Source organism: Streptomyces albus subsp. chlorinus, assembly GCF_013302895.1.
Taxonomy (GTDB): domain Bacteria; phylum Actinomycetota; class Actinomycetes; order Streptomycetales; family Streptomycetaceae; genus Streptomyces; species Streptomyces chlorinus.
On sequence record NZ_VJOK01000001.1, the window covers coordinates 2,176,340 to 2,196,738 of the forward strand.

20 protein-coding genes and 1 tRNA gene are annotated in these 20,399 nt (G+C 71.2%); 15 read left to right on the plus strand and 6 right to left on the minus strand.

The features are described from left to right. Both FM076_RS33140 and FM076_RS09800 read left to right on the plus strand, forming a co-directional pair. Positions 1-209, plus strand: a 209-nt coding sequence (locus tag FM076_RS33140; protein ID WP_207730267.1) for a hypothetical protein, incomplete at its 5' end; no start/stop codon positions are given. Between the two features lie 97 nt (positions 210-306). Then, entirely contained in the window at positions 307-714 is a 408-nt protein-coding gene (locus FM076_RS09800; protein WP_173869515.1) for a hypothetical protein, read from the plus strand. A 265-nt stretch (positions 715-979) separates the two neighbouring features. On the opposite strand, the gene FM076_RS09805 is transcribed toward FM076_RS09800, so the two are convergent. Next, positions 980-1,228, minus strand: coding sequence for a helix-turn-helix domain-containing protein (locus FM076_RS09805; protein WP_173869516.1), 249 nt, complete (start codon positions 1,226-1,228; stop codon positions 980-982). A 1,685-nt stretch (positions 1,229-2,913) separates the two neighbouring features. Then, positions 2,914-3,672: a GntR family transcriptional regulator gene (locus FM076_RS09810; protein WP_173869517.1), complete on the minus strand. Its 759-nt coding sequence runs from the start codon at positions 3,670-3,672 to the stop codon at positions 2,914-2,916. 187 nt (positions 3,673-3,859) lie between these two features. On the opposite strand from FM076_RS09810, the gene FM076_RS09815 reads away from it, so the two are divergent. The 10 genes from FM076_RS09815 (at position 3,860) to FM076_RS09860 (ending at position 10,341) form a co-directional block, all read left to right on the plus strand. Beyond that, a complete protein-coding gene (locus FM076_RS09815) occupies positions 3,860-4,189 on the plus strand; it encodes a hypothetical protein (RefSeq protein WP_173869518.1) in 330 nt (109 codons plus the stop codon). Positions 4,190-4,191: 2 nt separating this feature from the next. Continuing rightward, the gene (locus FM076_RS09820; RefSeq protein ID WP_173869519.1) at positions 4,192-5,541 is read left to right on the plus strand and encodes an FtsK/SpoIIIE domain-containing protein; all 1,350 of its coding nucleotides are present in this window, start codon (positions 4,192-4,194) and stop codon (positions 5,539-5,541) included. Between the two features lie 88 nt (positions 5,542-5,629). Continuing rightward, positions 5,630-6,310, plus strand: coding sequence for a DUF2637 domain-containing protein (locus FM076_RS09825; protein WP_173869520.1), 681 nt, complete (start codon positions 5,630-5,632; stop codon positions 6,308-6,310). A gap of 202 nt (positions 6,311-6,512) precedes the next feature. After that, positions 6,513-6,701 carry a mobile element transfer protein gene (locus FM076_RS09830; RefSeq protein ID WP_173869521.1) on the plus strand — a complete coding sequence of 63 codons (189 nt, stop codon included), beginning with the start codon at positions 6,513-6,515 and terminating at the stop codon, positions 6,699-6,701. A gap of 17 nt (positions 6,702-6,718) precedes the next feature. Continuing rightward, on the plus strand, positions 6,719-7,081 hold the full coding sequence (locus FM076_RS09835) for a hypothetical protein (RefSeq protein WP_243274402.1): 363 nt from the start codon (positions 6,719-6,721) through the stop codon (positions 7,079-7,081). 95 nt (positions 7,082-7,176) lie between these two features. Next, the gene (locus tag FM076_RS09840) at positions 7,177-7,362 is read left to right on the plus strand and encodes a hypothetical protein (RefSeq protein ID WP_173869522.1); all 186 of its coding nucleotides are present in this window, start codon (positions 7,177-7,179) and stop codon (positions 7,360-7,362) included. A 5-nt stretch (positions 7,363-7,367) separates the two neighbouring features. Further along, a complete protein-coding gene (locus tag FM076_RS09845; protein WP_173874637.1) occupies positions 7,368-7,565 on the plus strand; it encodes a hypothetical protein in 198 nt (65 codons plus the stop codon). A 7-nt stretch (positions 7,566-7,572) separates the two neighbouring features. Beyond that, the gene (repSA, locus tag FM076_RS09850) at positions 7,573-8,976 is read left to right on the plus strand and encodes a replication initiator protein RepSA (protein ID WP_173874636.1); all 1,404 of its coding nucleotides are present in this window, start codon (positions 7,573-7,575) and stop codon (positions 8,974-8,976) included. Next, the gene (locus tag FM076_RS09855; protein WP_173869523.1) at positions 8,969-9,154 is read left to right on the plus strand and encodes a helix-turn-helix domain-containing protein; all 186 of its coding nucleotides are present in this window, start codon (positions 8,969-8,971) and stop codon (positions 9,152-9,154) included. Before repSA ends, FM076_RS09855 begins: the two co-directional genes overlap by 8 nt. Beyond that, positions 9,154-10,341: a site-specific integrase gene (locus tag FM076_RS09860; protein WP_173869524.1), complete on the plus strand. Its 1,188-nt coding sequence runs from the start codon at positions 9,154-9,156 to the stop codon at positions 10,339-10,341. The genes FM076_RS09855 and FM076_RS09860 overlap by 1 nt, the downstream gene beginning before the upstream one ends. A gap of 303 nt (positions 10,342-10,644) precedes the next feature. On the opposite strand, the gene FM076_RS09865 is transcribed toward FM076_RS09860, so the two are convergent. After that, positions 10,645-10,716 (minus strand) — tRNA-Val (locus tag FM076_RS09865). A 172-nt stretch (positions 10,717-10,888) separates the two neighbouring features. Between FM076_RS09865 and FM076_RS09870 the strand changes: the two genes are divergently transcribed. Together FM076_RS09870 and FM076_RS09875 are read left to right on the plus strand one after the other, a co-directional pair. Further along, the gene (locus FM076_RS09870) at positions 10,889-12,142 is read left to right on the plus strand and encodes a hypothetical protein (protein WP_173869525.1); all 1,254 of its coding nucleotides are present in this window, start codon (positions 10,889-10,891) and stop codon (positions 12,140-12,142) included. A gap of 519 nt (positions 12,143-12,661) precedes the next feature. Further along, entirely contained in the window at positions 12,662-13,444 is a 783-nt protein-coding gene (locus FM076_RS09875; RefSeq protein WP_428814780.1) for a DUF4383 domain-containing protein, read from the plus strand. 148 nt (positions 13,445-13,592) lie between these two features. Here the strand turns inward: FM076_RS09875 and FM076_RS09880 are convergent, their stop codons facing one another. From FM076_RS09880 to FM076_RS09890, 3 genes are all read right to left on the minus strand, one after another. Next, positions 13,593-14,549 (minus strand): HAD family hydrolase, encoded by a 957-nt coding sequence (locus tag FM076_RS09880; RefSeq protein WP_428814781.1) that lies wholly within the window; start codon positions 14,547-14,549, stop codon positions 13,593-13,595. Next, complete coding sequence (locus FM076_RS09885) at positions 14,546-17,359, minus strand: phosphoribosyltransferase domain-containing protein (protein WP_173874639.1); 2,814 nt, start codon at positions 17,357-17,359, stop codon at positions 14,546-14,548. The genes FM076_RS09880 and FM076_RS09885 overlap by 4 nt, the downstream gene beginning before the upstream one ends. A 236-nt stretch (positions 17,360-17,595) precedes the next feature. Next, positions 17,596-18,762: an HpcH/HpaI aldolase/citrate lyase family protein gene (locus FM076_RS09890; RefSeq protein ID WP_173869526.1), complete on the minus strand. Its 1,167-nt coding sequence runs from the start codon at positions 18,760-18,762 to the stop codon at positions 17,596-17,598. Positions 18,763-19,311: 549 nt separating this feature from the next. On the opposite strand from FM076_RS09890, the gene FM076_RS33595 reads away from it, so the two are divergent. Further along, on the plus strand, positions 19,312-20,399 hold a 1,088-nt coding region (locus FM076_RS33595), incomplete at its 3' end, for a TerD family protein (protein WP_243274403.1).

Genomic DNA, 20,399 nt, shown 5'->3' on the forward strand with positions numbered 1-20,399 from the left:
ACGAGCGGCAATGGGTCACCGGTGACTGCTGGATGTGCGACAGCCCGGACATGTGGGTGCTGTGGCTCGGGCCACTGCACAGCCACGCTCACGGGACCGCTCCCATCTACGCCTGTGAGCCGTGCATCCGCCGCCTGGAGGCGCGCGCCGACGCCTACAACGCGCGGCGCTACGGACTGACAGCCCCAGCCTCCGCACGTTCGGCTTGACGGCCGGAGGGCGGGCCATTGCCCCGACCCCTCATCGAGGAGGCGACAACGTCCCTAAGCTCAGATCGCCGCCCGAAACACGAGGAAGATCCACAACATGCGCATCGACCGATTCCAGACCTTCGCCCTCGACGCCTACCGCCAGGCCCCGGAGATCGTCTCCGCAGAGCCATGGTCGGACGGCACCCGGCGCCCGCACGGCATCCAGCTGACGCTCGCCACGGGCGGCACCGTGCGGCACGCCATCACCCGCGTGCGCGTGATGGGCGAGGACCTGGACCAGCCGGAGGAGCCCGTGCTGGGCGAGCCGTCGGCACCCGTTGAGCCCCGGCCCGCGCCCGCGGGTGTGCGGGACCGGCAGACCGCGGCCTTCCTGGCGGCGGTCCTGGCGGGCACCGGCAACAAGGAGTTGTCGCGTGCCTACGCGTACGACGAGCAGTCTCAGAATCCCGGGCTGGGCGTGGAATTCCACGACGGCAGCAAGGTGCACATGCTGCTGGTGTGACCCGCGCGCGGCCTTCATCCGTCGGAGGTGACCATGCGAGCACCACACGCACGACGGTACGACCCCGCCGAGTGCGGGCTCGGCTCCTGCCCGGTGTGCGGGGCAGTGGCCTCGGTAGACCCAGGAGAGGCAATGCCGAACCACCAGGAGACCGGCACGAACCGCACATGTAGCGGCTCCGGCCAGCCTGCCATCGGCTAGCCAGTGATCGCCCCTGGCCGCCCGTGTCTCCCGCATCGCAGGCGGCCAGGGCCCGGCTCCGCTGTCAGGCGTCCGGGAGCAGAGAGGCCGGGAGAACGCCGAGAGCGTGAGCGATCTGCAAGAGCCGGTCCAGCGGCGGGCTCGTGATGCCCAGCTCAATGCGCACGATGGTGCGCCGCTCCGCACCGATCCGCTCCGCCAGCTGCTCCTGCGAGAAGTTGGCCCACAGGCGGGCATCCCGGATGCGCCGGCCAACATCGAGGCGCTGCTGAGTGAGCCAGTCGGGGCGTTCGGCGTCGGCTCTCTCGTGCACCCACTCACGCTGATGTGATCATGAGCGGGTGTCAGTGCCACTCGGTGTGACAGTTTTCGATCAACAAAGGGTCGATGTTCGAATTCAATCGAACGAGTGATTTCCTGCTAAAGCACTTGTCCGTCTGTGACTGTTTGCGCACGGTAATAGTTGCCCGTGGCACATGCCCTCAGACTGCCCCGAGCGGCCAGGAATGACGGCCGAACCGCTCGGGGCATGGGAGCGGTCGCCCTGGTGTACTGGAATCCGCCAAGGGCCGACCGTTAGACGCCAAGACTCGGTCAAACCGAGTTCATGGCGTCCCGCCCCGCATCCGATCGGGTGCGGGGCGGCCTAGTGTGCACCGCAAGCCCCCCGCCGAGCATTGAACGGCGGGGGGCCGCCCACGGCGCCGTCCTCCCCGACGGACAGCCGCGGCCAAACCGAGGGCTGGAATCTGGTGCGCCGTGGGGAGCGGCGCCGGGTCCCCCTCTGGCGTCCCGCTGTAGGACTTCTCCACCTCAAGATCACGTGTTGTGCGTCAACAAATCGCGCTGCGTGGGGCGTTCACGCCGTGGGGATGTGGACTCTATGTGGACTGCGATCAAGAAACGGCCCCCGTCGTATACCGCGACGAGGGCCGTTTACCTAGGCTGACCTGCTACTTAGGCCGGTGGGCACAACTGGGATCGAACCAGTGACATCCTGCTTGTAAGGCAGTTCCGGAAAGCCTCGGATCAGAGCTAGTAGCGGCGCTGACCTGCTGTGACTGTCTCCCGAAGTTCGCGGTTGTTCGCGGTCGTCCGCAGTCGTTGTCACGCAGTTGGTCACTCACCCGCGCCCGGGTGTCAGCGTAAGGTCGGTGGAGAGAGTTTGAGGTCTGGTGATCTGTGGGGCGAGAGCATGAAAGGGGGCCATTACACTTGTTCCAATGGAGAGGGCTACCGCCCTCACCGTGCGAAGCAGGCACTCGGCCCCCTTTCTTGCTCTCGGAGGGGCCCCGCAGGTCGGCAGACCTTAAAGTCTCGGAGCCGACCGCCCCACCACCCACCTCTCCCACCCCTTCACCTTCCCGCGCGCCTCGGTGGCCTGCCCCCGCGGGCGGTGCGCTCCCCGGGCCGGTTCCTGCTCCGTTGTCCTGGTGTCTCGACGGGTCGGGGTTCTCGGGGGGCGCGTCCGCTCGTGGTGGGGTGTTGGTGCTGCGGTCGGGGTGTGTCTCAGCGCTCGGTCCGGCGCGATGTTCTCAAGGCGTGCCAAAGCGTGAAGCGGGCTACCTCGTGGCATCCCCTTGGGTGGCGCGGGGCCGGGGCCGGGGCGGCGCGGGCCGAAGGCAGGAGCAGAGCCCCGAGCCCCGAGCCCGCGCCGGCCCGTTGTACGGGCCGGCGTGGTGTAGCCCGTAGCGGCGGCTGCAAAAGCCGATTGGTCGCCGGCGCCGGATGCCCGACAGGGCAAGAGCCCCCACCCCGGACGCGAACCGGGAAGACCCATCACTCAGGACCGGTGAGGCCTACCGGTTCCCCCGTGCCAGAGTTCGAGTTCCATGGTCGTGACGGGCTCGGTCCGGTTCGGCGCGTTGCTGCCCTTCGCCGGCATCTAACCGCCTCCATGGCCGTGCCCCGGGAAGGAACCCCGAAGGGGTCTCCTCCCACCTCCACGAGCGCAGCGAGCCTTGATGAAGTAGGGAAAGTTGTAACAGCCCTGGTCAGCTACGCATCGAAGTCGTATTCGAGTACGTAGGACGCGGAGTCGAGGGTCATCTCGTTGAACTCGACCGGGTGCCCCTCGTCGGCAAACGCCGTACGGCAGACCAGGACGACGGGCGTACCCATGGACAGGCTCAAACGGTTCGCCTCGTCCTGGGACGGCATACGGCATCGGATCTCCTCACGGAAGTGCACGGGCTTGTGCCCCAGCTCCGCGAGACGTGCGTAGATGCCGCCGGGACCGGTGTCCCTCTGGGTGATCGCGGAACCGGCCACGAGATCCAGAGGCAGGTAAGAGGTTGCCAAAAGAACAGGCTTCTCATCGAGCACGAAGCGACGGTTTCGCACGCACACCTGCGCACCTGCCTCAAGGCCCAGGACGCCCGCCACCCTCTCCGGCGGCTCGGCTTCCGTAACCTCGATCTGATCAACGACGACGTTGCGCCCCTCGGTCTCCGCAGACCAGATGGAACGTCCCGTCCCCCACTGCTCGTGGGACAAGCGCTGAATGCCGCGACGTCGCAGCGGCTTGAAGTCACGGACGAAGACACCCGACCCTTTGCGGGATTCAGCCAGCCCTTCGGTTTGCAGCACTCCCAGTGCTTGCCGTGCGGTCATCCGAGCCACGTCGTACGTGGCCATGAGGTCGTTCTCTCCTGGCAGCCGATCACCTGGGCCGTACTCGCCGGCCTGGATCGCGTTCCGCAGCGCATCAGCAATGCGCTGGTACTTCGGCTGGCGTCCGTTGCCCTGGGTGGCCATGGCGACCCCTCCTCTCTTCTCTAGACAGCTTAGGGGGTACCTCCCACATCTCTCTTGTGCAGCTATGCGGACCCCTCATCACAACATCTCTAGAGATGCGTTGACATCTCTAGAGAGGCACGCTTCCATGGAGTCATCTCTAGAGAGGTTGCTCACAGGGGGCGGCCTCGTGTGAGAGGAGACATCCATGCCGTCCTTCAAGATCGACCTTTCGACCGCTGCGGTGTTCGTCGCGACGGTGCCCGAACCGAAGATGGCGAACAAGAAGACAGGTGAGCGGGCGATGGACCGGGAGACCGGTGCGGGCCTCTCGACGATCGGCCTGATGGTCTCCGACGAGGGAGAGGCGAACGTCTACCAGGTGACCGTGCCGGAGACGGGTATCCCGGAGGGGCTCGCGCCGGGTATGCCGGTCTCGGTGACCGGGCTCAAGGCGCGGGACTGGGAGAACGAGTTCAACGGCCAGAAGCGGCACGGCATCGCCTTCCGCGCCATCGCGATCTCCACCGGAGCCTGAGCATGTCGGACCTGGTGACTGTCACCGAGGTGGCATCGCTTGCGGCCGGCGTCGGCGGACTCGGCTACGCGAAGGCGCGCGTCCCGCGCGTGTACTGGTCGGTGGTGGGTCTGCCGGTCACCTGGGGCCGCTTCGCGTGGACCTACCGTTCCACGATGGAGGTCTGCGGGTTGACGGTGCAGCCCTCCGGGATGCGGGCGTTCGTCACCCGGAACATGGCCCGTCGGGAGGTGCGTCCGGTTCCGGCGAAGGTGCGGCGGGTGCGCCCCTCTTCGACGGGGCTGCGGGTTTCGCTGCGGTTGCCGGCCGGACTGGAACCGGCCGATGTGGCGGCGGCTTCCGAGCGGCTGCGGCATGCCTGGGGTGTGCAGTCGGTGACCGTGGTCGAGTCCCGTCCCGGCGTGGTCGAGCTGCGCATGACCGGCTATGACGTGTTGAGCCGGGTCAAGCTGCCCCGCCGGCGCAAGGCGCGGGAGCCGGGTTCGCTGGTGGTGCCGGTCGCGTTGCGGGAGGACGGCACGGTCTTCTACCGCGACTACCGTCAGGTGCCCATGGCGCTGACGCTGGGCGCCAACCAGTCGGGCAAGTCGATGTACCAACGCAACCTGATCAAGGGTCTTGCGCACCTGCCGGTCGGGCTGGTGGGCATCGACTGCAAGCGCGGTGTCGAACAGTCCCGCTACGCACCCCGCCTGTCCGCTCTGGCCACCACTCCTCAGATCGCCTCCGAACTGCTGGAGGCGCTGGTCGGGGAGATGGAAGAGCGCTTCGACCTGCTGAGCACCTACCGCGTCTCGGACCTGTGGGAACTGCCTGACGAGGTGCGGCCGGTCCCGCTGGTGGTGCTGATCGATGAGGTGGCGGAGCTGTTCCTCGTCTCGGCGAAGAAGGATGAGGAACGGCGGGATCGGATGGTGCAGCACCTGGTGCGACTGGCGCAGATGGCCCGCGCGGTCGGCATCTATCTGGAGGTGTGCGGGCAGCGCTTCGGCTCCGAGCTGGGCAAGGGCGCGACCATGCTCCGCGCTCAGCTCACCGGCCGCGTTGTCCACCGCGTCAACGATCTCCAGACGGCTGAGATGGGGCTCAAGGACATCGCCCCGGACGCACTCCAGGCGGTGACGAAGATCCGGCCGGACCGGCCCGGAACGGCTGTTGCCGGGGACACCTCGGGCGGCTGGTCCCGCATCCGCACCCCGCACACGACCACCGGCGAAACCGTCGCGGTCTGCCGCCAGTACGCCGACCTGACCCCGGAACCGGCCTTCCTCGCCCCCTTCCATCCCGTCACCCCGGCCGAGCCCGGCCCGCACGAGGACACCCCGCCGGTACTCGTCCCGGTCACCGAGTAATCCCCTCTTCCCGCTCCACGGTCGGCGCGACCGCCTTCGCGCCGAGTCCCTACCCGCTCCATGCCAAGAACCGGAAGGAGGTGAAGAGATGATCCGCTCCATCCGCGTGGACGCCGTACTCGTCCAAGCCGTGATTGCCGGGGCGTTGTCCTTCGCTCACCTGCATGACCTGGCCGCCGCTGCGGGACAGGACGGGTGGAAGGCATGGGCCTACCCCGTCTCGGTCGATCTGCTGTTGGTGGCTGCCTGGCGACGCCTGCGCGCCGGCGGAGACAAGAAGGCGGCATGGTGCTGGTTCCTCGTCGCGCTGGTCGCCTCACTCGGCGCGAACATCGCCACCGCCGGACTCCTCGACCTGGAAGCCGTATCCGCCTGGCTGCGCATCACGGTCGCCGGCTGGCCCGCCCTGGCCTTCCTCGGCGGGACCCTCCTCGTCCACACGGCCGCACCGCGCGAGCCCGCACCGGCGCCAGCGGTCGAGGACGACGCTCCGGCACCCGCGCCCGATCCGGCGCCACCGGTCCCCGCAGCTTCCCTGCCCGAGCCCGAGCCCGAGAAGTCCAAGGAACTGGAGCCCCCGCTGTCACCCGAACCGGAGCAGGTGGTCGAGCCGCCGCCGGGTGTTCCGCCGGCGCTGGTCGAGCACGCGCGCAAGCTCGCCACCGAGCACCGCACCCGCACCGGGACCGACATCGACACCGCCACACTCCGCGCCCGGCTCGGTGTCCCCGAACCGCTGGCCAACGCTTTGGCCGCCCAACTCGCCTGAACTGAAAGGAGTACTGCAATGGCCAAGCCGAATATCACTCGCGCAGACCTGTTGGCTGCCTCGCACGATGAGAGGGCGGCTGGAAACCCGGGCCTTGCCTCCCTGTTGGCTGAGGAAGCTGAGCACTTGCCCAACTCGCCCGCCGAAAACGCTCGCATCGCCACGGACTTCCCCGGCGGTTTGCGAAGGGAGGGCTGAGCGAATGGCTCGTCCGAACCGCTTCTTCGACGTGCGCCGCATCGGTCCGGTCCAGGTCGGGTCCTACTACGACGGCCGGGGCCGCACCAAGCACACCGCCGCCTGCACGGCCCCCGGCTGCGGATTCTCCGCCGACTACCGCGACCGCTCGGCCGCCGAACTCGCCGCTCGCACCCACCGCTGCAATCCCTAAAAAGAGGTTGATCTGTCATGCACCTGCCCGAGGAGCAACTCCGCGCCGGGCACATCCCCACCGAGCTGTACCGGCAGATGCCGCCCGGCACCGACCTGCGGAAGGTCGTCATCGTCCAGGAAGCGCCCCGCAACTACCGGGGGCCGATCCTGCTGGCGCTGACCGTCATCGTCGGCACGGTCGTGGTGCTGCTCGTGATCGCGTACGTGGTGCAGGTCGTTGCCGCGTCCATCGTCGCGGTCCTGTCCGCCACCTGCGGGCTGAGCTACTCCTTCAACCGCGCCGGCAAGAGCAAGGGCCGACAGATCACCGCCCGCTCATCCCGCCAGCGCGCCAAGCGCCCCCCGCGAGCCAAGAGGGCCCGGCGCTACCGCAAGTAAACGGCCTCCGGGGCGGCCTCAACCGCCAAGTATCCGCCGCCCCGGACGCCTACCGACCTTCCCGATCCAACGGACCCGAAAGGACACCACCCATCATGACCCAGCCCACCCCTGCCCGCGTACGCCGCTGCGGAGACTGCGACGGCTTTTCGACCGTCCACATCGACACCGGTACCCGCCACGTGGACGGCACCCGCCGAACCCTGCCCGTCACCTGCCCCGCCTGCCGGGGCACCGGCACCCACACCACCGCCCCGGCTGCCGCACGGTCCGGGCGGTGACGACCTTGACGGATCTCACCCCCACCCCGGACCGCCCGGGCCTGCATGTCAGCAAGCCCGCACCCGACGAGCCCGCCACCGGTTCCGCTGTCTGCCACTGCGGCGCCTCGGCCACCGCCACCGGTGACGAACAGGTACGTCTCCTGGTCGCCGGCTGGGAGGCCAACCACGGCCCTGTACACGGTTCGGCCGCCAAGGGGTGATCACGTGATTGCCTCCGTCACCCCGGCGGCCCCGGTGAACCCGGCTACCCTCGCCGACGCGCTGAGGGTGGCCGGGTCTCCCGGCTTCGACCGCTGGCAAGAACAGGTCCGCCGCACCGGCGGCTGTGCCGACCCCATTCACCTGGCCGGCGGCACCGTCACCCGCGACCGTGCGACCGGCGAAATTCTCCACTCCTACAGCACCGACACGGAGCCCGGCGGGCGGCTGCGCATCGCCTGCGGCAATCGCCGCGCCTCCCGCTGCCCGGCCTGCGCCTGGACCTACGCCGGCGACACCTTCCACCTCATCCGGGCCGGACTGACCGGCGATCCCGCCAAAGGCACCCCCGAAACCGTCCGGGACCACCCCCGGGTGTTCACCACGCTCACCGCTCCGTCGTTTGGCCCGGTCCACAACCGGCCCGGCAACCGGCCCTGCCGCTGCGGCACCCGCCACACCGAAATAGACCCGGCCCTGGGCACACCCCTGGACCCGGACACCTACGACTACGCGGGCGCCGTGCTGTGGAACAACCACGCCTCCGCCCTGTGGCAGCGCTTCACGATCTACCTCCGCCGTGAGATCGCCGCCCGCGCCGGCCTCACCCAGAAGGCTGCCCGGGAACAGTGCCGCGTCTCCTTCGGCAAGGTCGCCGAGTACCAGAAGCGCGGCGCCGTCCACTTCCACGCCGTCATCCGACTCGACGGACCGGACGGCCCCGATACCCCGCCCCCGCACTGGGCCACCCTGCCACTCCTCGACGCAGCGATCCGGGCCGCCGCCGCCCGCGCCGTCGTCACCCTCGACGCCGCCCCCGAACACGACCAGCCGGCCCGCTCCCTGCGCTGGGGAGAGCAGATCGACATCCAACCCATCGGCGCGTTCGGCAACGGCGAAGACCTCACCGAACAAGCGGTCGCCTCCTACGTGGCCAAGTACGCCACCAAGGCCGCCGAGACCACCGGCACCGTGGACCGCCGCATCGGCAACAAAGAAGCCCTGGCCCTGCTCGACATCCCCGAGCACACCGCCCGACTGATCGCCACATGCCTCAACCTGCACCAGGTCTACCCGGACCGCCGACTGCGCGACTGGGCACACATGCTGGGCTTCCGTGGTCACTTCTCCACCAAGTCCCGCCGCTACTCCACCACCCTCGGCGCCCTGCGCCAGACCCGCGCCAACTACCGCGCCGCCCAGCAACGCGAAGCCCTCGGCCTCCCCGACCCCGACGACGCGACCGAAGAGACGACCACGCTCACCCTCGCCCACTGGACCTACGCCGGCCACGGCCACACCCCTGGCGAATCCTGGCTCGCCGCATCGATCGCAAAGGACATCCGACTGAACCGCGAGATCGCCCGTGAAGCCCTGACGGACCTTGACGACTTGGAGGGCTGGGATGACTGACGAGCTCCTGACCGTTCGCGAAGTCACGGCCATTCTCAAGCTCGGCCGTACCAAGGTTTACGACCTGATCCGTACCAAGGAGTTGCCCTCGTTGACGATCGGCCGCAGCCGACGAATCCCAGCTCAGGCGGTGCGGGCCTATCTCATGTCGCGAATGAACGTGGGGGAGGTGGCCTGATGACGAAGCGGCGAAGCCGGGGCGACGGGGGCCTCCATTGGGACGACAAGCGCCAACGTTGGATCGCGACGGCGAGTCTCGGCTACGACGGCTCAGGTAAACGCATCGTCAAGCGCGGCAGCGGACGCACCAAGACTGAGGCGAAAGACAAACTCAAGGAGGTGTTGCGCGATCACGAGGATGGACTGGCGATAGGTCCTGGTGACATCACCGTGGCTGACGTGGTGAACGATTGGTTGGCCTACGGGCTTTCGGGGCGCGACGCCAAAACGGTGGAGGACTACACCGGGTTTTGCCGAAACCACGTGATCCCGGAGCTAGGCGCCAAGAAAGTACGGGAGCTGAGCGCTGATGACGTTGACCGGTGGCTTGCCGCCAAATCAACCTCGTTGAGTACCCGCACCCTTCGTATCCTGCACTCGTGTCTGAACCGCTCGGTGAAACGCGCCATGGCTCGCGACAAGGTGAAGCGCAACGTGGTGGAGCTGTGCAGCGTGCCGACAGGGCGGCCGGGCCGTCCGTCCAAGGCTCTCACGCTCGCGCAGGCGCATGCAGTGCTGGACGCAGCAGAGGGCAGGTCCTTGCATGCCTACGTGGTTGTCTCACTCCTCACTGGTGCAAGAACAGAGGAGATGCGGTCTCTTACCTGGGATCACGTCGACCTGCAAGGCATGCCGGATGCGGAGCCGTCTGTACCGCCATACATCGCAGTGTGGCGTTCCGTGCGCGCCGGAGCCGACACGAAGACCCGGAAGTCAAGGCGCACCCTGGCGCTACCAGCGCGGTGCGTGGAAGCCCTGACACTTCACCGGGAGTGGCAAGAGCAGCAGCGTAAGAGGGCAGGCGCAAAGTGGCAGGAGCACGGACTCGTCTTCGCTTCACGTGTAGGGACGGAGCTACAGGCCCGCAATGTGCGTCGCGCTTTTCGAACCGTCCTGCGTGATGTCCCCGGTCTTGATCCCTCGGAATGGACGCCCCGAGAGCTACGGCACAGCTTCGTCTCGCTGCTCTCTGACAGCGGCGTACCGCTGGAGGAGATCTCCCGGCTGGTCGGGCACCGCAGCACAACCGTTACAGAGATCGTTTATCGGAAGCAGATCCGGCCGGTAATCCAGAGTGGCGCCATGGCTATGGATGAGATTTTCAGACAAAGACCAAGGTCAGCTAACCTGCCCGACATCGGCTGATATGCAGTCTTGTTGCCGCCCCCGCGCCGCGTCCACTCTCGAACCACTGCGAACAGAGGGGGTGGACATGGCGAGAAGGCTGCCACCGAGGGACAGCAGGGGTCGCTTCACCAAAACAGGGACTCCGCTGTGGTTCATCGCATTGGTGGTCGTCATCGGGCTGGTCTGGGCATACGCCCGCTGAGCTGCTTCGGCTACTGTCCGGGGCCTCTCCTGGACCGGTAGTCACGCACATAGTCACGCACCACGCGTCAGGGCCCCTCCGAGATCGTTTCGGAGGGGCCCTGATCTGCGTTTACGGTGTGGGCACAACTGGGATCGAACCAGTGACATCCTGCTTGTAAGGCAGGCGCTCTACCGCTGAGCTATGCGCCCCGGAAAGTGATGAGACGACAGCGTACCCCGACCGGCGCCGGGGGGTGCAAACACGGGGGCTGAAGGGGCGGGGTGCGAACGTTCCGGCTCGTGTGTTCGTTGACCTCAGGTGGGAGAATGACCATCGGTCGATGAGCGACAGGCACATACGGGGAGAGGTTTCGTGGCGGCGATGAACGGCGGCGCTCGCCGCTGGGGCTGGGGCGGTGGCCGTGCGGAGCACCTGCGGGCCGACGCGCAGGCCGCGAAGGACGCCGCGGCAGCCGCCTTCTATGAGCTGGACACCGCCCAGCGGGACCTGCGCATCTCCATCGAGACGATCACCGCGGTCGACTCCACCCCGGCGGGCCGGAAGGCCGCGGCGGACTTCGCGGACTTCGGCAGCCGCATCGACGCCGTCAGCCACGACTACATCACCACCGTCGACGCCCACGACCTCGACCGCGACGACCTCGACGGCGCCGCGGCCTCCCGGGCCCGCGCCGAGCTGGACCGGGCGCGGCAGGAGCTGGAGCGGGTCAAGGGGGAGCTGGACCGGTTCGCGCGGAGCCTCGGCCCGCTGCTGACCCGCGCGGAGAACGAGCTGGCCCGCCTGGCACCCGCCGTGGAACGGGCCCGGCAGTCCCTGCTGGCCGCCACCGGCGCACTCGACGCGGTGCGGGCCCAGGGCCTCAAGGCCGACGACCTCGCGGCGCGGCTGGCCGCGCTCTCCCCCGAGCTGACCAAGCTCAACGAGGGCGCCGGCACCCACGGGGTGCAGGACACCCTGCGGCGCGCCGACCGTGTCGTACGGGAGGCCGAGGCCGTCCGCGCCGAGGCGGAGGGGCTGCCGCAGAAGGCCGCGGACATAGACAAGCGGCTGGCCTCGCTGCGGACCCGCACCGAGGCGCTGCAGACCCGCGCCGGGCAGGTCGAGCCGGTCCTCAGCGAGCTGCGGCGCCGTTTCAGCATCGCGTGCTGGCAGGACCTCCAGGACGTCCCCCGGCAGGCCGAACGGACGGCGAAGCAGGCCGGCGAGAAGCTGCGGGAGGCCCGCGCGGCACGCGACGAGCAGCGCTGGCCGGACGCCATCGCGCTGCTGTCCACCGTCCGGGCACTGCTGAACACCACCGACGAGGCGGTCAAGGCCGCCGGGGAGCGGCTGCGGCGGCTGAACGAGGTCTCCTTCGACCCCACCCCGGAGGTCGACCGCGCCCGGTTCGCCATCCGCGACGCGCAGCGCCTCGCGATGGCCGGGCGCAGCACCCCCGACCCGCGGCACGCGCAGCCCCTGGACCACGCGGTGGAGCGGGTCGACCGCGCCGTCGCCTCACTGACCGGCCGCCACCCCGACTACTGGCACCTGCTCACCGAGCTGGACGCGGTACGGGAGACGGTGCAGCAGGTGGTGGAGCGGATACGCCAGGAGCGCGCCGGCGCGTCCTGACCACCCCGCCGTGAGCGCCCCGTTGTGAGCGCCCCGCCGTCAGCGCCCCACCGTGAGGACCGCGAGCGCCCGACCCGGCGGTCCGCCCGCGCGGGGCCTCCGGCCGTCCAGACCCCGATGGCAGTCCGCCCCCGCGGGGCCTCCGGCCGTCCGGGCCGCCATCCGCGCGGGGAGGCCGCGGCTGTTCAGGGTGCCCGCGGCCGTGCGGGGTGCCCGCGGCGGCCGTGCGGGGCTCCGGCGCGGTCTGCTCGTACGCAGACGCTGCCGTACTCGGAGACTGCCGTGCGGGACACTCCCGTGCGCGGACGCTGCCATGCGCCGCTGCCTCCGTACGCGGACACTGCCGTGCGCGGATGCCGCCGTGGCCGACACCCCCGTACGCGGACGCTGCCGTGCAGCGGATGCCTCCGTGCGCGGATGCTGCCCGTCGGCTGCCGACGCCCTGTTGAGGCGGCGCCGTGACGGGCGGATGCTGGAGGAAGGAGAGCCGAGTGCCGCCGTCGTCCCGAGGAGGCCCCCGTGGCCGCGTCCCCTCCCCGCACCCTCCGGCACCTGCTCCGGCTGCCGCGCGGGCGGCGCGTCCTGGACGAGCACATGCCGGTGCACCACAAGCTGAGCCGGATCTACCGGGTGGGTGCCGGACTCGTGGGGGTGATCCTGACCGCCTTCGGCGTCCTGGGACTCACGCACAACATCGGCTTCTTCGACACCGGCGGCGCCCAGGTGGGCGGCCTCAACACCAATGGGGCGCTCAGCGTCCTCTCCATTCTCGTCGGCCTGCTGCTGTTCGCCGGCATGGTGCGCGGCGGCAACTTCGCTTCAAGCCTCAACATCACCCTCGGGTGCCTGTTCCTGCTGAGCGGTTTCGTCAATCTGGCCCTGCTGGAGAGGGATTGGAACTTCCTGGCCTTCGAGTTGCAGAACGTTCTCTTCAGCTTCGCCGTCGGACTGCTGCTGCTCGTCTTCGGGATGTACGGGAGGGTGGGCAGCGCCCTGCCCCATGACAACCCCTACTGGCAGCAGCGCCACCCCGACGAGGTGGAACGCGCCCGCCGCGCCCGCGACCTGCGCGAACAGCAGGCGCAGGCCCAGGCACGCGGCGAGGAACTCCGCCGCCGCGCCTCCCTGTACGGCGGCCACGGGACAGCCGACCGCGGGGACAGTACGGCGCACGAGAACCGGGCGGCCCACGGGGACCGTGCGGCCCACGAGAACCGGGCGGCCTGCAACGGCCGCGCGGCGGACGGCGCGGACATGGAGGGCCGGGCACCTGGGACGCCGGGCGGCTCTCGCGACGACTAGGCGCCGACGTCTGCCGTCGGCTGGGCGACGCCGTCGGCCGTCGCGGGCCGCGAGCGGTCACCAGGTGCACCGTCGGCCGCGCCGACCTCACCGCGGGTGAGGGGCTGCGGATGCGGATGCGGCTGCACCTCAGGCGAGAGGCCCCGCCTCACCGACCCAAGGCCGGGTCCGGAGCCGGGGCAGGATCCGGACCCGGGGGCAGGGTCCGAGTATGGAGCCGGGGCAGGTCCGGGGCCGGGGCCGGGTCTTGAGCCGGGGCCGGGGTGGCGGTGGGCAGTTCGGTGGTCATTTCCCGCAGGATGCGCTCCCCCGCGAGAACCCCCCGCTCCGGCAGGATCCGCAGCCGGGGCGCCGTCCAGCCGCTGTCGGCGAGTTCGCCGTGGGAGGGGCGCCAGGCCAGGTCGGCGGCCTGGAGGAGGTCGGCGTCCAGGAGGGAGTCGCCGGCGGCGTGGACGCGGCCGGCCCCCGTTCTGCGGGCGACCTCGGCCACGGCGGCGCTCTTGGTGAGGGGCTGCGGGACCGCGTAGACCTTGCGGCCCTGGAGGGAGACGCTCCAGCCCCGCGGGGCCGCCCAGTCGGCCAGCTCCTCGACCCAGGTGCCGGGCAGCAGGGCGCGCTCGACCACCAGGTAGGCGAACAGGCCGTCGGCGACGCGTTCCTTGAGCAGCCATGCGGGCCGGGCCCGGGACAGCATGTGGGCGCGGACCTCCTCCAGCGGGGCGCACCCGGTCAGCCGTTCGCGGACCCGCTCGCGCCACTCCGGGTCGCTGACCCCGTCCACGAGCAGATGCCCCCCGTTGGCGCAGACCGCGAAGCGGGGCGGCGGGCCGGGCAGGCGGACGCGCCGGTACTGCTCGGGGGTGCGTGTGGTGGCGGGGACGAACACCGTGCGGGCGGCGAGCCGGGCCAGCAGCGCCGCCGCCTCCTCCGTCATGAAGGACAGCGGGCGGTGCTCATACGTCTCGACGCACAGCAGCCGGGGTGCCCGTTCGTCGGGCATGGTCATGTCCAGAGCGGCGGCCGAGTAGATCAGGGTGCGGTCCAGATCGCTGGCGACCAGGGCGGGCCCGGCGGCCGGGGGCTCGGGAGAGGGGGGCGGCGTCACCGGGCGGCCTTTCCGTCGGCGCCGGTGGCGCCGCGCGTGTAGCGGGGGTGGATGAGGCCGACGCAGCTGTAGGGCAGGTCGTCGGTCTCCTCGACGGGGACGCCGCGCTGCCGGGCCAGCAGCCGTACGTGGTCGAGGTCGGCGCCGGCGCCGCGCCGGGCCAGGACGCGCCAGGGAACGCGGCGCAGCAGGACGCGGGTCGTCTCGCCGACGCCCGGCTTGATCAGGTTGACGTCCCCGATGCCGTACGCCTCGCTGATCTCCTCCACGGCGCGCCAGCCCGCCCAGGTGGGGGTGCGGTCGGCGGTGGCCAGGGCGGCGGCGTCGCGGAGCGCGGCCTGACGGACGGCCGGGAAGTGGCCGGCCACGGTGTCCACGAAGTGCCGCGACAGATCGCTGCCGGCCAGTTCGCGGTAGAACTTCGCGCCGTGGAAGTCGTGCGGGCCCACCAGGTCGGCGCGCAGCACGGTGCGGGATATCAGCCCGGAGACGGTCGAGTTGAGGCAGGCGGAGGGGATCAGGTAGTCCTCGCGGGTGCCGAACGTGCTCACGCAGGAGCCGGGATCGGCCAGCACCGCCAGCTCGGGGACGAAGCGGGGATGGGCGGCCAGCGCCTCGGCCAGTTCGCGGGTGATGGCGCCCTTGCCCGTCCAGCCGTCCACGAAGACGACGTCGGCCGGGTCGTGGTGGGCGGCCAGATGGGCCAGCGCGTTGGTGTCGATGCCCCGTCCGCGCACGATGGAGACGGCGTAGTGGGGCAGGTCCAGACCGTGCGCCTGTCGCGCCCAGCGGCGCATCAGGACGCCGACGGGGGTCCCTGCCCGCGCCAGCGAGACCAGTACCGGACGCGGTCCGCGCTCGGCCAGCACCGTCTCGGTCACCGTGCCGACCGCGCGGGCCAGCCGCTCGGCGGAGGCGTCCAGCGCGCTGTGGAAGAGGCGCTGGTACTCCGGCGAGGGCTGGTACTCGACGGGCAGCGACTCCGCGTAGTGCGCGCCGCCCGCCTGGATGGCCTCCTCACGCTCCTCTGTCGGCGCCTCCAGCGCCACGTCGGACAGGTCGCGCAGCAGCCAGGCGACGTCCTCGCGCGGGTACGAGGAGAAGGCGGGACCGTACAGCGGCTGCGGCGGCCGGGGCCGGCCCGCGTCCCGCTCGGGCGCGTACGCCGGGACGACGGCGAGCAGCACCGTCGGCACGCACCCGGCGAGCTGGTCGAGCAGTCCGCCGGGGGCGTGCAGCGCGGGGGTGTCGCCGACGCTGTCCACGACGGCGACCACGGCGTCGAAGCCCTGGCCCGCCACGTTGTAGGCATAACGCTCGCCGGGCCCGGCGGGGGCGTCGCTCGTGGGGGCTGCGTCGCCCGTGGGGATAGCGTCGCCCGCGGGAGCAGCGTTGGGCGTGGGGGCAGCGTTGGGCGTGGGGGCAGCGTTGCGTGCGTCCCGCGCACCGTCCGCTTCGGGTACGTCGTGCGCGGGGAAGCGCAGGGCGGTTCGGATCGCGTAGCCGGGGTCGTCGACCGGGAGGACCGGCGAGCGGGTCGTGGTGGAGAAGAGGATCTCGGCGCGCCCCTCGGTGCGCTCTTCCAGGGCGCGGGCGAGGAGCAGCGGCGCGTACATGAGTTCCTCGTTGCCGAGGACGAGTACGCGCGGCGGACGCCCGGCCCCCGCGCGACCGGTTCCGGCGCCGGTCCGGTCCGGTGCGGCCTCCTTCGCGCCGGCTGGTGCGGTCTCCTTCGTGCCGGCTTCGGTGCGGTCCGCTCCGATTGCGGTTCCGTCCGTTCCCGCTTCGGCGCCGACCGTTGCCGCTTCGGGGCCGACCGCTCCCGCTTCGGCGCCGACCGTTCCCGCTTCGGGGCCCAGTGCGGTGAGCAGGCGCTCGGCCATGCCGGGCAGGGCGGCCTCCAGTCGCGTCTGCTCGCGGGGGCCGAAACCGTGGCGGGCACCGTCCGGAAGCCCCTCCGGCCAGCAGAGGTCGACGCGCCGTATGGCGCCGCGAGGCCCCGTCCGGCCGGGGCGGCTCACCTGCCGCGGTACCGCACCGGAGCCCTCCCGGTCCGCAACGGGCTCCGCTCCAGCGCAGGTGCCGGGCTCCGCTCCAGTGCCGGCGCCAGGCTCCGTTCCGGTCCAGGTCCAGGTCCCGGTTCCGGTTCCGGCGCTGGCGGCACCGGTGCCGGCACCGTGCCTCTCGACCAGTGCGCGGCCCCGCTCCAGCACGTCGTCCGGGAGGCCGACCCGGCCGCGGGCCAGGGCCACGACGTCGACCCGGGCGCCCAGTTCGGCGGCGAACTTCTCCAGCGCGGCCACGTCCGCCTCACCCCGCGTGTCCACCAGCGCGGCCACGACGTACCGGTCGCGGGGGTGGACGGCGTGCAGTGCAGCCACCGTGTTGCGGACGGTCCTGCCGGTGGACAGTTCGTCGTCCACCAGCACCAGCGGCCCGTCCCCGCGCAGTATGCCGGGGTCCTCGGGGAGCAGCAGGTGGGAGGTGGCGTGGCTGTGCTCCTCCTCGAAACCGCCGAACGGCCGTACGCCCGCCACCCGCCGCCGCGTCGAGTGCAGGGCTCCGGCGCGGCTGCCCATACCGTGCGCGGCGGTGAGGCCGAGGCCGGTGGCGGTCTCGGCGAACCCCAGCACGACGGCGCGCGCCGCCTCCCGCGCGCCGAGCAGCGCGCGTACCCGCTCCCCCAGCCGGTGGCCCGCGCCGAGGACGACGGAAGGGCGCTGCGGCACATGCTTGCCCAGGACGGTGGAGACCAGCAGATGCGCGCGCTTGGGGTTGCGCCGCAGCGCGAGCCCGAGCAGATCCCGCATGCCGGGGTCGGTCAGCTGGACGCCCAGCCGTTCGGCCACCCACGTCCCCGGCCACACGGCCGCCGCGCGGTCACCCACCGCCGGGCCGTCACCCACCGCCGGGCCCTCGTCCACGGCCTGGCCGTCTTTCACGGCCAGGCCCTCACCCACGACCGGGCCGTCTTCCACGGCCGGGCTCTCTCCATCGGCCGGGCCGCCCGCGTCCCGTGTGCCGACCATGTGCCGTACGTTCCCGCTCACTTGACTCCCGCCGCCAGCAGTTCCACGAAGCTCACGCCCTCACGGGCCACCCCGAAGACCTCGCCGCGCAGCAGCGTGCGCTCGGCCCAGGCCCGGTGCGGTTTCACCTCGTTCATCTTGTTCGTGTACGCGGAGCGCACCACTCCGCCTCCGCCGCGCTCGGGGCGCAGCACATCCGTCGCGTCGCAGAACTCCTCGTGGCTGACGACCGACAGCGCGTGCACGGGCGCCACGTGCGAGGGGTGGATGCAGGTCTTGCCCAGCAGGCCGTTGGCGCGGTCGAGTTCGATCTCGCGCAGGAGTCCGTCCATGTCGTGCTCGATCAGCGCGGCGCGGATGTCCTCGGCGCGGCCGCTGCGGAACGGGCTGGCGCGCAGCTGCGGTTTGAACATCCTCTCCGGCGGGCGGAAGTACTCCCACACGGGTCCGGTCACGGTGAACCCGGTGCCGTCGGCGCGGCCCAGCACATTGACCACGTCCGCGATGACGGAGGCGACGATCTGCACGTCGTACGCCGTCATGTCGGGTGTGCGGCGCAGCCCGTAGGCGGAGCAGAAATCGGTGACCCCCAGCCGCAGCGCGAGGACCCGTTCGCGGTACTTGTCGAGCGTCCGGACGATGCCGGCGAGCGTCTCGGTGCGGGTCTCCAGGTGGAGCAGTTCGGGCGACTCCAGGACAGGCATCGCGAAGAGCCGCCGGCCGCAGGCGGACTCGGCCTCGGTGAGCGCCTCCAGGAACGGCATCGAGTGGTCCTCGGTGAACTTGGGAAGCACGAACCCCGTCAGCAGCCGCACGGCCGGGCCGAGCCTGCGCACCAGGGAGGTGATCTGCCGGGCGGCACGCACCCGTACGAAGAGCAGCGGCAGCTCGTCCTCCGCCCCGCCCTCCGCGAGCAGCTCGAACTGGCCCACGAGGTTGTCCTCGGCCGCGGCCACCTCGCCGTCGGCGATCGAGTCCTCCAGGCACAGCACCATCGACACCACTCCGCGGGCGGCCTGCTTGCGCACATCCTCGGCCAGCGCGGGACGGGTAGCGGGGCTGTAGAGCGTGGCGCCGAGCGCGACGGAGAGGGTTCTGGCGGGCGCGTCCGGCGTGAATTCCGCCGGCGGGCGGTGGAAGAGCGCACCAAGGCGCTCAGGCGTCAGCTGCCGGAAATGCCGCATGGAAGTCCCCGTCTCACCGTTCTCGCGATCTGGCGGCCGTCGCACGGCCGGCCGTCCGGTCCGCCCGCGGACCCGCCGCGGCGGCCGCACGGCTGCTCATCGTACGTACGGGGGTCGGTCAGGAGTTCCCCAGCTCCCGGCTCGGCACCGGACGGCACCACCGGATGACGAGCCGCCGACCTGCGCGGAGCCGGCCGGCGACCCGCGGATGGCGGGTCCGTGACGCGGGGATGGCGGGTCCACGACATACGGAGGCCGGACCCGCGGCTCAGCCGTTCCGGACTCGCGACACCAGCCCATACGGACTCGCGAAACCCGCCCTTCCGGACCGGCGACACCAGCCCTTCCGGATCGGCGACACAGGAGCGCGGGCCCGAGGCACAGAGGCTCCGGGAGCACGACAGGGCTCCTGGCCAGTGACACAGGGGCTCTGGGACCGTGACCCAGGGGTGCGGGGCCCGTGACGGGGAACCCGGCACGGGCGTGGCAGGCGCGCCGCCGTCACGTCCCGCGTTGTCGCGGGCACCGCAACAGGGGCAGGATGAAGACATGACGCACGCGATGACGAAGGGGTCGAACATCCAGCTGGAGGCCACGGCCGTGCGGGCCGTGCTGTGCTGGGCGCCCGGCGCCGGTGTGCCGGATGTCGATGCCTCAGCGCTGCTGCTCGGTCCCGACGGCCAGGTCAGAACGGACGACGACTTCGTCTTCTACAACCAGCCACGCCACCCCTCCGGGCTGGTGCGGCACCTCGCCAAGCGGCGTGAGCCCGAGGGACTGCGCGACTCCGTGGAGGCCGACCTCTCCGCCCTGGACGACTCCGTCGACCGCGTCCTGCTGGCCGCCTCCTCCGACGGCGGCACCTTCGCCGACGTCCGCGAGCTGCGCCTGCTGCTGCACGACGCGTCCGCCGGAGCGGGCGCCACGGGAGCCGCGGGAGCCTCCGACGGCGCGACCGGCGCGGGACAGGGCGGGCAGCTGCTCGCGCGCTTCGACATCGAGCCGGAGACCGGCTCGGAGACCGCCATGGTCTGCGGCGAGCTGTACCGGCGCGGCGACGGCTGGAAGTTCCGTGCCCTGGGCCAGGGCTACGACACGGGGCTGGTCGGCCTCGCCACCGAGTTCGGCATCTCCGTCGACGAGGCGGAAGGTGGCCGCCGCACCTCCGCACGGGACGCGGACACCGCCGAGGAGACGTCCCCGGACCGCGATCGGGACCGGAACCAGGACCGGGACCGGGACCGGGACCGGGACCGGGACGGGAGTCAGAACCGGGATCGGAGCCGGGACCAGGGAGGGGACGGGGGCCGGGGCCGGGATCACGACCCGGACGCCACGGTGGCGCACGTGCCGGGACCGGACACGGCCGGCGCGGAGGACTTCCGGCTGCGGCCGCCCGCCGGCACCGTGCCCCAACCACCGCCCGAGCCCCACCCGGAGCCCTCGCCGCACCCCGTGCCGCCCGAGCCGCAGCCCGAGCCCTCTCCCCAGCCGGAGCCGGTTCCGCCGGGACCGCCCGGACCGGTGCCGCCGGGCCCGCCGCCGGGTCCCACGCCGGGCCCCGGTCCCGTTCCCGGGCCGGAACCGGTCCCGCCGCCCGCTCCCGAGCCGCCGGCGCCGCAGCCGGACCCGGCCGG